The sequence below is a fragment of the Flavobacterium sp. LM4 genome (assembly GCF_002017935.1).
In the GTDB taxonomy this organism is placed as follows: Bacteria; Bacteroidota; Bacteroidia; order Flavobacteriales; family Flavobacteriaceae; genus Flavobacterium; species Flavobacterium chungangense.
On sequence record NZ_MUFW01000001.1, the window covers coordinates 2,061,751 to 2,074,327 of the forward strand.

The window sequence follows — 12,577 nt, forward strand, 5'->3', positions numbered from 1 at the left end:
TGTTATCTAAAACCCAATGAAAAACCAAACTTTTTTTCTTGTAACAGCCTGAAAGACTTGTATTTTGTAAAAACAAAAAGAGGCACTTTCGCACCTCTTTTCTATATTGATTATTTTCTGATATTCAATACTTTGATAATCTCACGATATCTGTTAATCTCTTTCTTTTTCAAGTAATCCAACAAAGCTCTTCTTTTACCTACTAATAGTACAAGAGAACGCTCAGTGTTGTAATCGTGACGATTTTTTTTCAAGTGTTCAGTTAAGTGAGAAATTCTGTAAGTGAACAATGCAATTTGACCTTCTGCGCTTCCAGTGTTTGTTGCACCACCGTGTTGTGCGAAAATCTCTTCTTTCTTTTCTTTGGTTAAATACATTCCAATATTATTTAATGATTTTTATGTATGTCAGACAACTTTTGTAAGACGGGTGCAAAATTAGATTAAAAAAACAAAAGAATCAAACAAAAATAAAAGAATCTAAAAAAGAATGTTGTTTTTTGAAGAATTTTAAATCTTTTTATTTGCTAATTTGAAACTGCTATAGGTATAGAGTATAGTACTCTGACAGGTACACCTCTCTGCTGTCCAGGAATCCAGTTTTCATAACTCGTAACTACTCTCATTGCTTCTTCATCAAGACCATATCCTAATGACTTTAGAATTTTTGGGTCAACAATTTTACCATCTCTTTCAATTACAAATTGAACAACTATTTTTCCAGATATTTTATTGATTACTGCTTCTTTTGTTTTTACAAAATTAGCTCCAATGAATTTATAAAAATCAGTAATTCCTTTTTGTGGTAATGGTTTTGATTCCAGAACGTTGTATTGTCTTTCTTTACCTTCCGAGTTTGTACTTTTTCCAGAAATAAACTTTCCTTCATTATAAATATCAGTGTATTGATAGTTAGTAGCTTCATTAATATCTTTCCATTCACCATCTTTAAATCCATTTTTTAAATTTCCCTTAGACGAAGATTTCTCTCCATTTTCTTCATAGATACCATTGCCATTTTTGACAGTATGTTCGTTTTTAGAATTCCAAAAATCATAAATTTTTAAATCTGAGCTAAATCCTTTTTCAGATTCAATATATTCACCTTTTAATTTAGGTTTTCCGTTTTCGTACCATTCTGAAAAACTTCCATTCAATCTTGATTTGAGATAATTTTCGGTTCTTTTTTTCTTACCATTTTCATAGTAATAAACATATTCGCCTTCTCTTGAATATCCATCTTTAGTTTTAGAGCTCCCCTCCATTTTTAATTCCCCAGATTTATAATAATCTTTAATCTGATACAGGTTTTTTTCGGTGTTGTAATCTTTTATAATTCTATAGGAGGTGTGGTTTTCTTTTGAAGCGTCTTTCCCAATTGAATCAAAATATATGATTTTATCTGAAGAATTTTGTGAAAAAAGCCATATTGGAAATAAGATAGTAAGAATGAAAAGTTTTTTTCTCATTGATTTTTTAAATAAATAGTGTTATGAAAATTAAGATTAGTTTTAGCTGCTATTTTAGTTTCTGATTTTTTTTGCCGATTTGTTTCTCATTTAAAGAAGTATACGAAAAGCTTACATTGTTTTCATCTATGCTTGTTCCTGAAATCAGAATTCCTTTGTCGTAATTATCGGTAAAAGAAATTTTGCTTAAGATATTGTTTCCTTGCCAAACACCTTGTTTTAGTCCGTCTTTAAGAGTTCCTTTTTGTGTTACAAATTTATCTGTTTCTTCATATTCACCATTTCCGTCAATTACGGTTTGGTTATTGTTTTCATCCCAATAATTAAGAATTAAGGTTTGTGATGTTTTCTTTTTAGGATCCCATAGGTTCCGTTTTTCAGACTTTTTGCTTTGATTTTCGTACCAGTTAATTTCTTTACCAGACTTATGATCTTCAGAATAATTTACAACCGATTCCTTTGCGCCGTTTTTGTAATAATAGATAAATTCCCCATCTTTTTTCAAAAAATCTCTTTCTAAGGTTGCGCCTGTCATTTTTTTTCTTCCGTTTTTATAAAAATCAGTAACAACGTATCGGACACTTTTTTGAGAATAATTGGTAATTACCCGAGTGTAACTATAGTTTTCTGGTTTTGCTTCACAATTTAACGTATCAAGAAAAATTTTTTTCGAGACCATGTTAATTTGTGCAAATAGATTTGCTGAAACTAAAAGAAGAAATACTATGAAGATGTTTTTTTGCATTCAGGTCTATTTTTTATATAAAAATAGGGCTTCTAGAATAATTTAGCAACTTCTTGATTTACGAATTCAAGGAACCTCTCGTCAGCTTCTGTAAAAGGATCAATCACGTGACTGTCAATGTCAATCTGACCGATATTTATGCTGTTTACAAATAATGGTACCACTATTTCAGATTTTACAGTAAAACTACAGGCAATATAATTATCCTGTGCTTTTACATCGGGCACTACAAAATTAGCGTTGCTTTCGGCAACTTGTCCGCAAATCCCTTTTCCAAAAGGAATTACGGTATGATCTGTTTCGGCACCAACGTAGGGTCCTAAATGCAAGGTTTTGTTTTCATGATTGGCAAAATAAAAGCCAACCCAGTTATAATATTCTATATTTGTGTTTAGTAATTGACAGATTGCTAATAATTTATCATCTCTGTCCTTATTTGAATCAGCTACAATAGCGCTTACTTTGGGTTGTAATTCCTGAAATGTCATAATTTAAATATTTATACAAAAGTATTTAAAGCTGAACTCAAAAAATATATAAATTTGAAAAAAAAATCTTTTGAAAAAATATTTAATACAATTTAAACCCTTCCTTCTTTTTATAGGTACTTTTTTTTTAGCTTATATTATACTCACTTTAGGGTACAAGCTTTATTTAAACAGTTTTGAAGCGAATGATGTGGATGGAGTTACAAATATTGTTGGCCGAAATGTTGAACAAATAATGAATTTGTTTAATTGTGATATCAAAATTCAAAAAAACCAATTATCTCCTTTTCTGGAAGTTTGGTATAATAAAAAACGTACAGTTCGAATTGTGGAAGGCTGTAATGCGGTAAGCGTGCTTATTCTGTTTGTCTCTTTTGTAGTTGCTTTTTCAGGAAAATTTAAAGCAACTATATTATTCATCTTGGCAGGAAGCCTTTGTATTTATATTTTGAATGTGATTCGAATCGCTATTTTAACCGTTTTGATATATCGTTTTCCGGAGAATGTGCATATTTTGCATGGAGTCCTTTTTCCTTTAATTATTTACGGGTTGGTTTTTTTATTATGGATATTTTGGATTAATAAATTTTCAAAGTATGCTAAATAAAATATATGAACATAAAGCTAAAATTCTAATAGCAACATTGATTGTATTGTGTTTTATAGGAATAAGGGCTTTTGAAAGTCAATTATTTTATGATCCTTTTTTGAATTATTTTGAATCCAATTTTAAAAATGCACCATTTCCTGAAGTAGATGTTTTTAAACTTTTTTATGGACTTTTCTTTCGTTATTTTTTTAATACTCTTTTATCATTAATGCTTATTTATGTTTTATTTAGGGATCTCGAGGGGTTAAAATTCAGCACTATTATGTATGGATTTTTTTTATTGGTATTGTTTGGGATGTTTTTTATAATTATAACTTATTTTCCAAAGGCAAATTGGTTACTTTTTTATGTGAGAAGGTTTATTATTCAACCCATATTTGTACTGCTATTCATTCCTGCTTTTTACTATCAGAAACAAAATATCAAAAAATAACATTTTATTAGATTGTTTTTAAAGGCTTTTAAATACTTTTGCAGTATGAATTTAAAGAAATGTACAGGACTATTTTTAGCTTTCCTATTGTTGGTTTCCAACATTGGATTTGCTCTTGATGTGCATTATTGCGGAGGAAAGATTGCTTCTGTCTCATTAAGTACTACAGTATCTCCTGTTAAAAAGTGCTGCGGAGATAAAGAGAAAAAGTCTTCTTGTTGTAAAGACAAAGTGGTTAAATTTGAAAAGAAATCAGATAATGCTACTGTTAAGGTGTTCTTTTATCAACTTGCTTTTTCAGCGTTAATTAAGGAATATAAACCAATTGCTTTTTTGTCTGTACCAAATTTCAAAAACAATCAGGTTATTTCGTATTATGCTGATGCAAATGCGCCCCCCTTATTCAAATTATACAATCAATACATTTTTTATTCCTGATTTTAATGTTTAGAATCAAGCCCTTTTATTGTGGCTTGTAATTGTCTTGTTTTAATATTTCTTTTTTGTTAAGAATCGTTAAATCAGAATTTCTAAATAACATTAAAATCTTTTTTATGCAAAAAAACATCATGCTTTTTATGATGATTTTGCTTTCTGTTTCTGTGTTTTCGCAAGAAGATTTAGAGGAAGTAAAAATAACTAAAAAGCAAAAAGGAATTAAGAAATCCTATACCCTTACTGCTAATACAACTGTTATTACAAGTAAGGAACTACTGAAAGCTGCTTGTTGTAATCTTGCAGAAAGTTTTGAAACCAATCCGTCAATCGATGTTAATTTTTCGGATGCTTTAACGGGAACAAAGCAAATAAAAATGCTGGGATTGACAAGCCCGTATTTGATGATTACCGAAGAAAATATTCCCTCTGTTCGCGGTGCTTCTCAAGCCTACGGATTGTCATTTACACCCGGAACCTGGATAGAAAGTGTTCAGATTACAAAAGGTGCAGGAAGTGTAATAAATGGATATGAAAGTATTTCGGGACAAATAAATACAGAGCTTTTAAAGCCTCTAAACGATATTCCCTTTTTTCTTAATGCTTACGGATCTACTGATGCCCGTTTTGAATTGAATACCCACTTCAATAAAAAATTATCAGATAAGTGGGCAACAAGTTTGTTTCTGCACGGAAATGCACGCGTGGCAAAAAATGATATGAACGATGACGGGTTTCTGGATAATCCGTTAGGAAAACAAATCAATATTTTAAACCGATATCAATATTATGATCCCGAAAGCGGTTTGGTAAGTTTTATCAATTTCAGATATATGAATGATAAAAAACAAACAGGGGAAGTGGATTTTGATAAAGACAGAGATCGTGGAACAACAAATCATTGGGGATCAGAAATCAATACAGAACGATTTGATGTTTCTACTAAAATTGGATACGTTTTTAAAGATATGCCATATCAAAGTATTGGTTTTCAAAATGCTTTTAATAGTCATAAACAAGATTCGTATTTCGGTTTAAATCAGTATGATATTAAGCAGAATAGTTTTTATTCGAATTTAATTTTCAATTCGATTATCAATAATACAATGCATAAATTTACAACGGGGTTGAATTTTACTTATGATCAATATCAGGAATTTGTTAACATAAACGATTATAGTAGAATTGATAATTCTGTTGGAGCATTTTTTGAATACACCTATGATAATGCGGATAATTTCAGTCTGATTTTGGGAGCAAGAGTAGATAATCATAACCGCTTGGGTTTTTTTGCTACACCTCGTCTTCATGTTCGCTACAATCCCTGGAAAGATGGGGTTCTTCGTCTTTCTGCTGGAAGAGGAAAACGTTCGGCAAATATTTTTGCTGAAAATCAACAGCTTTTTGCAAGCTCAAGAACTTTTTCAATTTTAGATAATAACGGAAAAGTTTATGGTTTGAATCCTGAAATTGCCTGGAACTATGGTTTGAGTTTTTCTCAGAAATTTAAACTTTTTAATAAAAATGCTGAGGCAGGTTTTGATATCTACAGAACTGATTTTCAAAATCAGGCCGTTGTCGATTTGATGCAAAGTCCGCAGGAAGTTTTGTTCTATAACTTAAAAGGAAATTCATTCGCAAATAGTTTGCAAGTAGAGTTTAACTATGAGTTGATTCATAATTTGAATCTAAGAACAGCATACAAATATTATGATATCCAAACAGATTATTTAAGAGGGACTTTTCAGAGACCACTTCAGGCAAAACATCGTTTTTTAGGAAACCTGGAATACGAAACTAATTTAAATGATGATAGACAATGGAAATTTGATTATACCTTTAATTGGTCCGGAAAACAACAATTGCCATATACTGCATCAAATCCTGTGTCCGATCAATTTTCAGATTTTTCACCTTCGTATGCTGTTATGAATGCACAGATAACCCGAGTTTTTTCATCAGTTTTTGAAGTCTATATTGGAGGGGAAAACATTGGAAATTACAAACAGAAAAAAGCAATTTTGGGTGCTGATGATCCTTTTGGCTCTAACTTTGATGCTTCTGTAGCATATGCTCCAATTTTTGGGCAGATGTATTATGCGGGATTGCGTTTTAAAATAAAATAATTACAATATCAATTTCAAAAATCAATAACATTAATATTTAATAAAATGAACAGAATAATTTTAATAGCATTAGTGACTTTTTTAGGATTTTCAGCTCAGGCTCAAACTAAAAAAAATAAAAACTTAAAATACACTACAGAGGTAAATGGTAATTGCGAACAATGTAAAAAACGAATTGAAAAAGCAGCATTTAGTGTGCCGGGGGTAAAAACTGCCAATTGGGATATCAGTTCACATCAACTGACGGTGATTTTAAATGAAGAGAAATCATCAACAGCAGATTTAAACAATGCAGTTGCAAAGGTAGGCCACGATACAAAAGAGGTAAAAGCAACTCAAAAAGATTATGACAATTTACACACTTGTTGTAAATACGAGAGAGAATAATTATTCACGGCCCGGGTTTAAAGCCTGGGCTTTTTAATAGTTAATTTATGTTTAAAATACCGTAATTTATTGTGGTTAAACTAAATTATTGTTAATTTCACAGCCTTATAATTTCAATAATAAACCCCCCATAGTATATGAATAATTTTGACTGGTCTCAATTAATAAATCCTGAGTTTTATATTAATTTAAGCATAGGCGGAATTCAAATAGGTTTGTATATTGTATTGTTTATTGTTTTTGCAGAAACAGGATTGTTTGCGGGTTTTTTTCTACCAGGAGACAGTTTGTTGTTTTTAGCAGGAATTTACAGTGGGGAACTGATTGAAAATATGATTTTTATTCCGAATGATTTCCTAAACGTCTTTTTACTATCGTTTTTGGTAGCAATCATGGGAGTTTTAGGAAATATGACCGGTTATTGGTTTGGTGCCAAAAGCGGTTATTATTTGTTTAAGAAAGAAGACAGTTTCTGGTTCAAAAAGAAATACCTCTTACAATCGAAAGATTTCTTCGAAAAGTATGGAGGTAAGGCTATAATTTATGCAAGGTTTTTACCAATTTTCAGAACATTTGCTCCAATTGTGGCAGGTATAGTTTCTATGGATAAGAAGAAATTTATGTTCTATAATATTTTGAGTTCCTTTTTATGGTCTTTTATATTGATATTCGCAGGCCATTACCTATATGGAGTGTTTTTAAAACAAGGAATTGACCTGAAACATCATATTGAATATATCATCATAATCATTGTAATTATTTCTACATTCCCCGTTTTATTGAAGCTTTTGAAGAAAAGACCAATTGAGAAAATTTAATTTTAGTTTATAAAATTAAATGTTTCCAAATAGATTAAAAATTGATCTTGCAAAACGCGAATTATTTTTTTCTTCTACAGTTTCATAACAAGAAAATCCTAAAATAATTTTTATTCCAGGAGGTATACTGTTCAGTATATCTCTTTTTTGTTCATCTAAAAGTAATTTTAAACTTGTGGTTACTTCCGCATTAAACTTCAAATAAGAAATAACGAGTAAAGTAGAAAAATTCAGCACTTCACGTGCTGTTTCACTTTTTATGCCAACTTCATTCGAAATCATTTCGGTAATTCTGGCTTTTTTACTGGTGAAAATCTGTTCTAAGAGTTGATTTCCTTCTAATTTGTAATTTTCGTCTACAGATAAAATTCGGGAAGAAGCAAAATCGACTTCTTTGTAAAATGCTGAGTCCTGAACAAGTTCAGTCATTTCTTCTAATGTTTTCTCATTAAAATTGTTGTAGCATCCCATTAACACAGTTCCTAACGAAACGTCGATAGCCTTAATTAATAAAGCATCATTTTCGAAGTAAAATTTGTTCAGTTTTGAGATAACATTGGACGAGATAAAGCGGCGTAGTTCAATTTGTAGATTTGGGGTCATAATTGTATACTGGATTAATTAATAAATGCTGTCAATAACCGATTAAATGTGGTATTTTGTCGTTTATAATGATAAAAATATAAAATAAATTAACATATCCAAAAAATAAGTTAAATATTTTGCTTTGCCTTTTTTGTAGTTTAATTAACAATTATTGATAATATCAATAAATATAAAGGCTACTTATTAAAATAAAGTAATAAATATTTAAAAATATTTTTATTTTTTAGATGTAAAGTTTTAAAATATAAGAAAAAACTTAAATTTAAATTATACGTTTAAAAAAGTAAACTTCTGTTCTGCCAGATTACATTAAGAAAAAGCCCCATATAAATTACACATAATAAAAAATTTATAAAACTGGATGCTAAAAACCCAATCAATGAACCTGTTGCGGCCTTAAATGCCCTTTTATGATTTTTCGAATCATACAGCATTTCTCCTATAAATGCACCTGCAAAAGGCCCTATAATTACTCCAAAAGGTATGGGTGCAAGAATGCCGACTATTAAGCCTATATTAGTTCCCCAAACACCGAAAGAACTGCCTCCAAAATGGTTTGTTCCTTTTGCAGGAATTATATAGTCCAAAATTGTGATGATAACCATGATTATAAAAGTGATTCCTAAAACCCAATAGTTGTTTTCGACTGCTTTTGTTAAATAGAGCAATAATAATCCAACCCAGCAACTCAGTAAGCCCGGTAATACAGGTAAAAAGCTACCCATAATTCCGATAAGCATACATATAAAACCAAGTAATACCAATAGTAAATCCATAATGTTTTTGTAATTAAATTTTTTTATTTTCAGATAATATTCCAATCTATTTATAAGGAGAAAGCAATCTTTAATTAATCCGCTAAAAGAAAAGTACACTATATAAATGTAATAAGAAAAAAGTTCAAAATTTTTTGATGAAGAATTTGATATGCTTTTATAATATTAATAAAAATAGAGTTTAAAATTATTTAACCTTATGTCTATTGTCTCGTGAACGAAAAGATAGTGGAATACAAATAAAGAATACGCATCATAAAAACTATGAAGAATATCTGGAATACGAAGGTTCTCAAAAAAAATAATTGTATTTTTATACCTTATAGTTCAATTCAACATCAAAATCTTGAAGCCGTATTTTCTTTTATTATTTTTTATATTTTTCAGTTCTTGTCAATATTTTGACAAGCAGGTTCCGTCTGAAAAAGAATTACTTCAAAAAGAATTAAAATCAATCAACTGGCAAGAAGTTGACGAATATCCATCAGTTGCAGATTGTGAGAAGATTAACGATAAAAAACAGCGTCAACAATGTTTTTTCGAAATCATGTCACAGCTTATTCAGGAAAAATTAGACATCGACACACTCTCAATTTTGTATCCCGAATTAGATACCATAGAAGTCAAAGTAACTGTTTTTCCTAATGCTACCCTGAAATTTGAACCGCAATTCCCTAAAGATTCAGCCACTTATGATACGATAAAAATAGACAGTATTCTTCGTGCCCGATTGATCGATTTTCCAAAAGTAAATCCTGCTATTAAACGCGGAATTCCGGTAAAATCACAATTTATTTTGCCTGTAATTCTCAAGGAAAAAGACAGTAAATAAATAAGAAGCTATTCCTGCTGTCTGCTATATCTTTTTGTTTTTAAAGAAAAAACAAAAAGGATGTCGCTTCCATCTGGGCTAGGGCATCGGGATTCTAATAAAATTATATTTTAAAACGGCGGTCTTTCCATTCATAAGAACCAAACAAACTGTACAAAGCTACTGTTGTACTAAAAAAAGGATAAAGTAAACTGCTCAAAAGCAAACTTTTTATTTTTCCTTTAGTCAAAAAAAGATTGGTAACATAAAGCAAGACAAAGTCTGTCACAAATTTTAAAAAAGCAAACAAAACAAAAACCGGATAGGGCCAAATCCCAAAACAAACAAAGAAAAATCCGAGTACAAAACTCAAATTACCAAGAAAGACAACCAGCCCCAATAACTTTCCAAAGAGGCTTTGATATGAGCTTGTTTTTGCCGCCCAGCGTACTCGTTGATAAAATAAGCTTTTCAAGGTTTCAGTTGGTTTAGTGAGAACAATAGCTTCTTTAGCTTTTAAATAATGAACTTCTTTTGGAAATCTCTCAATCGCTTTTTGCAATAAAAAAACATCATCTCCACTGGCAATTTTATCGTTTCCGTCAAACCCGTTTAGCTTTTCAAACAATGATTTCGTGTAAGCAAAATTGGCACCATTGCACATAAAAGCCCGGTTAAGTCCAAAGCTCCCAATTGTAGCTCCTTGCAGACTGGTTAAATCTAATTGTTGAAAATGATCTAAAAAAGAGTTTTTACATTCATACGTTATAGCTCCTGCAAGCATCGAGATTTCATTTTTCTGAATGTAGTTGTCGAATATCAGAAGCCAATTTTCAGAGGCAATACAATCGGCATCGGTAGTAATTACCCAATCGGTTTTTACATGCTGCATTGCGGTAGTGATGGCATCTTTTTTGGGTGAATTTGAAATACGAATGTTGTCTATTTGTGAAATGTGAAATGTAAAATGTGGAATGTGAAATTTTTCGTCAGAACCATCATCAACCAAAATCACTTTGAATAAATCCTTAGGATAATTAAGATTCGAAAAGCTCTCCAGAAGTATAGGCAAATTTTCTGCTTCATTGCGAAACGGGACTATAATCGTAAAACTTGTTTTGGGTTCTAAATTTGATTTTTGATATTTTTTGACTTTAAAAAAACCATAAATCAGCAAGCCGATTGTTATCACATAAATTTTTAATATGACGAACAATATCGGGATCATGCTGCTGTTTTGGTTTTAAAATTCAATACATAATAACTGCCTATAAGTACAGGTAAAACGACGTTTAAAAGCCACATGAGTGTACTAATGAAAACCACAATCCATTCGTTTACACCTAAAATTCCGAAGAAATAGATTGCAACGCTGCCTTTTACCGCAAAATCTAAAAACTGAAAAGTAGGTAATGAAGAGGCCAAAAAATAGACAGAAGTGATGGCCGCCAGTAAGGTCAAATAGGGTAAATAAACTTCAAAAGCGAGAAACAAAAAGTAATATTGGTGTGAGAAAACCAGATAACGGCAAATACCTAAAAAGATATTTTTCTGATGAATATGTTTTGGAATCTCATTGATCTTATGAATTAGTTTTTCAATTGAATATCCCTTTACTTTTATCTTTTTTATTGAAAACAATAGAATCAGGATCAGCAAAAATCCGCCAAATAAAATCAATACTGTTTTCGTGGTAATGACATTGTACAGCGCATTGAAATACAACAGACCAAAAATGCCAAAAATAATAGTGAGAATCATTTGTATTCCGTTGCATATTAAGTTCAGAAAAACCACTTTTTTAGCTTCAGATTTTGGGTAATACAACGCTTTTCCTGCATATTCGCCAACTCCGTTTGGGGTGAAAATTCCGGCGGTTAAAGCCGCAAGAACCTGTTTTGTGGCTTCTCCTAAAGATATTGGGTAAATAACGTTGACTAAATTCTGCCATTTTAAAATTTCAAAATAGCGGTTTAAAACACTTAAAAGCAAGATAAATCCAACTCCCAAAACCGACTGATTTTTTCGAAACAAAGTAATGAACTTCTGCCAGTCCAGTTTATCATTGTTCGCCAACTGATCGTAAATAAAATAAAATGCACCGCCAACAATCAAAAGTTTGGCCACAAGAACAAGGAATTGCTTAGCTTTGTGAGGAATTGAAATCATGCCGCAAAAGTAATACAAAGTATTGTAATAATGCTATCCCATAAAGATTCACAAAGCAATCACAAAGACACACAGAGAAAACTAAAAAAACTTTGTTAATCTCTGTGTTAACTTAGCAGAACTTTGTGCAACCCAAACAAAAAACACTTGACAAAAGAACGCATCATATTAGGTATTGATCCCGGAACCACGATTATGGGTTTTGGACTGATTAAAGTAACCAATAAAAAAATGGAATTTCTGCAGTTGAACGAATTGCAGCTTTCTAAATACGACAATCATTACCAAAAATTAAAAATCATCTTTGAAAGAACTATCGAATTAATTGAAACGCATCATCCCGATGAAATTGCGATAGAAGCGCCTTTCTTTGGAAAAAACGTTCAGTCTATGCTGAAATTAGGCCGTGCACAAGGTGTTGCAATGGCAGCTGGGCTTTCAAGAGATATTCCAATTACGGAATACGAACCTAAAAAAATAAAAATGGCCATTACCGGAAACGGAAATGCCAGTAAAGAGCAGGTTGCCAAAATGCTTCAGCAGCTTTTAGGCTTAAAAGAATTACCCAAAAATCTCGACTCAACTGATGGTTTGGCAGCTGCGGTTTGCCATTTCTTTAACTCAGGTAAAATTGTGGCAGGCAAAAGTTATTCGGGCTGGGACGCTTTTGTGAAACAGAATGAGGATCGGGTTAAAAAATAGTTT

The 12,577-nt window shown here is 31.1% G+C and carries 16 protein-coding genes; 8 read left to right on the forward strand and 8 right to left on the reverse strand.

Annotated features, from left to right (window positions below; translation table 11 throughout):
* Window positions 1-110: 110 nt before the first annotated feature.
* The 4 genes from rpsO to BXU10_RS09240 form a co-directional block, all read right to left on the reverse strand.
* Entirely contained in the window at window positions 111-377 is a 267-nt protein-coding gene (gene rpsO, locus BXU10_RS09225) for a 30S ribosomal protein S15 (RefSeq protein ID WP_007804772.1), read from the reverse strand.
* A 149-nt stretch (window positions 378-526) separates the two neighbouring features.
* Window positions 527-1,468, reverse strand: a complete 942-nt coding sequence (locus BXU10_RS09230) for an energy transducer TonB (protein ID WP_078227084.1) — start codon at window positions 1,466-1,468, stop codon at window positions 527-529.
* Between the two features lie 49 nt (window positions 1,469-1,517).
* Window positions 1,518-2,213 (reverse strand): hypothetical protein, encoded by a 696-nt coding sequence (locus BXU10_RS09235; protein WP_078227085.1) that lies wholly within the window; start codon window positions 2,211-2,213, stop codon window positions 1,518-1,520.
* 32 nt (window positions 2,214-2,245) lie between these two features.
* Window positions 2,246-2,701 (reverse strand): GAF domain-containing protein, encoded by a 456-nt coding sequence (locus BXU10_RS09240; protein ID WP_031454243.1) that lies wholly within the window; start codon window positions 2,699-2,701, stop codon window positions 2,246-2,248.
* Between the two features lie 70 nt (window positions 2,702-2,771).
* On the opposite strand from BXU10_RS09240, the gene xrtF reads away from it, so the two are divergent.
* The 6 genes from xrtF to BXU10_RS09270 all read left to right on the forward strand — a co-directional run bounded on the left by xrtF (window position 2,772) and on the right by BXU10_RS09270 (window position 7,510).
* A complete protein-coding gene (gene xrtF / locus BXU10_RS09245) occupies window positions 2,772-3,308 on the forward strand; it encodes an exosortase family protein XrtF (RefSeq protein ID WP_078227086.1) in 537 nt (178 codons plus the stop codon).
* Window positions 3,298-3,744: an exosortase F system-associated protein gene (locus BXU10_RS09250; RefSeq protein ID WP_078227087.1), complete on the forward strand. Its 447-nt coding sequence runs from the start codon at window positions 3,298-3,300 to the stop codon at window positions 3,742-3,744. The genes xrtF and BXU10_RS09250 overlap by 11 nt, the downstream gene beginning before the upstream one ends.
* Window positions 3,745-3,789: 45 nt before the next feature.
* Entirely contained in the window at window positions 3,790-4,182 is a 393-nt protein-coding gene (locus BXU10_RS09255; protein ID WP_031454246.1) for a hypothetical protein, read from the forward strand.
* A 116-nt stretch (window positions 4,183-4,298) separates the two neighbouring features.
* On the forward strand, window positions 4,299-6,305 hold the full coding sequence (locus BXU10_RS09260; RefSeq protein ID WP_078227955.1) for a TonB-dependent siderophore receptor: 2,007 nt from the start codon (window positions 4,299-4,301) through the stop codon (window positions 6,303-6,305).
* A gap of 45 nt (window positions 6,306-6,350) precedes the next feature.
* Window positions 6,351-6,692, forward strand: coding sequence for a heavy-metal-associated domain-containing protein (locus BXU10_RS09265; protein WP_031454248.1), 342 nt, complete (start codon window positions 6,351-6,353; stop codon window positions 6,690-6,692).
* 137 nt (window positions 6,693-6,829) lie between these two features.
* Entirely contained in the window at window positions 6,830-7,510 is a 681-nt protein-coding gene (locus tag BXU10_RS09270) for a DedA family protein (protein ID WP_031454249.1), read from the forward strand.
* A 15-nt stretch (window positions 7,511-7,525) separates the two neighbouring features.
* Here BXU10_RS09270 and BXU10_RS09275 read toward each other — a convergent pair whose 3' ends face one another.
* Together BXU10_RS09275 and BXU10_RS09280 are read right to left on the reverse strand one after the other, a co-directional pair.
* Window positions 7,526-8,113 carry a DUF937 domain-containing protein gene (locus BXU10_RS09275; RefSeq protein WP_078227088.1) on the reverse strand — a complete coding sequence of 196 codons (588 nt, stop codon included), beginning with the start codon at window positions 8,111-8,113 and terminating at the stop codon, window positions 7,526-7,528.
* Window positions 8,114-8,391: 278 nt separating this feature from the next.
* Window positions 8,392-8,892 carry a DUF456 domain-containing protein gene (locus BXU10_RS09280; RefSeq protein WP_078227956.1) on the reverse strand — a complete coding sequence of 167 codons (501 nt, stop codon included), beginning with the start codon at window positions 8,890-8,892 and terminating at the stop codon, window positions 8,392-8,394.
* A 346-nt stretch (window positions 8,893-9,238) separates the two neighbouring features.
* Between BXU10_RS09280 and BXU10_RS09285 the strand changes: the two genes are divergently transcribed.
* Window positions 9,239-9,724 carry a hypothetical protein gene (locus BXU10_RS09285; RefSeq protein ID WP_031454252.1) on the forward strand — a complete coding sequence of 162 codons (486 nt, stop codon included), beginning with the start codon at window positions 9,239-9,241 and terminating at the stop codon, window positions 9,722-9,724.
* A 103-nt stretch (window positions 9,725-9,827) separates the two neighbouring features.
* Here BXU10_RS09285 and BXU10_RS09290 read toward each other — a convergent pair whose 3' ends face one another.
* A complete protein-coding gene (locus BXU10_RS09290) occupies window positions 9,828-10,931 on the reverse strand; it encodes a glycosyltransferase (RefSeq protein WP_078227089.1) in 1,104 nt (367 codons plus the stop codon).
* On the reverse strand, window positions 10,928-11,872 hold the full coding sequence (locus BXU10_RS09295) for a lysylphosphatidylglycerol synthase domain-containing protein (RefSeq protein ID WP_078227090.1): 945 nt from the start codon (window positions 11,870-11,872) through the stop codon (window positions 10,928-10,930). Before BXU10_RS09295 ends, BXU10_RS09290 begins: the two co-directional genes overlap by 4 nt.
* A 147-nt stretch (window positions 11,873-12,019) precedes the next feature.
* On the opposite strand from BXU10_RS09295, the gene ruvC reads away from it, so the two are divergent.
* Window positions 12,020-12,574, forward strand: coding sequence for a crossover junction endodeoxyribonuclease RuvC (gene ruvC, locus BXU10_RS09300; protein ID WP_078227091.1), 555 nt, complete (start codon window positions 12,020-12,022; stop codon window positions 12,572-12,574).
* Window positions 12,575-12,577 lie beyond the last annotated feature (3 nt).

Coding starts and splice junctions, on each gene's coding strand:
- BXU10_RS09265 (WP_031454248.1), top strand. CDS start 6,351: ATGAACAGAATAATTTTAATAGCATTAGTGACTTTTTTAGGATTTTCA.
- BXU10_RS09275 (WP_078227088.1), bottom strand. CDS start 8,113: ATGACCCCAAATCTACAAATTGAACTACGCCGCTTTATCTCGTCCAAT.
- rpsO (WP_007804772.1), bottom strand. CDS start 377: ATGTATTTAACCAAAGAAAAGAAAGAAGAGATTTTCGCACAACACGGT.
- BXU10_RS09240 (WP_031454243.1), bottom strand. CDS start 2,701: ATGACATTTCAGGAATTACAACCCAAAGTAAGCGCTATTGTAGCTGAT.
- BXU10_RS09250 (WP_078227087.1), top strand. CDS start 3,298: ATGCTAAATAAAATATATGAACATAAAGCTAAAATTCTAATAGCAACA.
- BXU10_RS09290 (WP_078227089.1), bottom strand. CDS start 10,931: ATGATCCCGATATTGTTCGTCATATTAAAAATTTATGTGATAACAATC.
- BXU10_RS09235 (WP_078227085.1), bottom strand. CDS start 2,213: ATGCAAAAAAACATCTTCATAGTATTTCTTCTTTTAGTTTCAGCAAAT.
- BXU10_RS09255 (WP_031454246.1), top strand. CDS start 3,790: ATGAATTTAAAGAAATGTACAGGACTATTTTTAGCTTTCCTATTGTTG.
- BXU10_RS09295 (WP_078227090.1), bottom strand. CDS start 11,872: ATGATTTCAATTCCTCACAAAGCTAAGCAATTCCTTGTTCTTGTGGCC.
- BXU10_RS09280 (WP_078227956.1), bottom strand. CDS start 8,892: ATGGATTTACTATTGGTATTACTTGGTTTTATATGTATGCTTATCGGA.
- BXU10_RS09260 (WP_078227955.1), top strand. CDS start 4,299: ATGCAAAAAAACATCATGCTTTTTATGATGATTTTGCTTTCTGTTTCT.
- BXU10_RS09270 (WP_031454249.1), top strand. CDS start 6,830: ATGAATAATTTTGACTGGTCTCAATTAATAAATCCTGAGTTTTATATT.
- BXU10_RS09230 (WP_078227084.1), bottom strand. CDS start 1,468: ATGAGAAAAAAACTTTTCATTCTTACTATCTTATTTCCAATATGGCTT.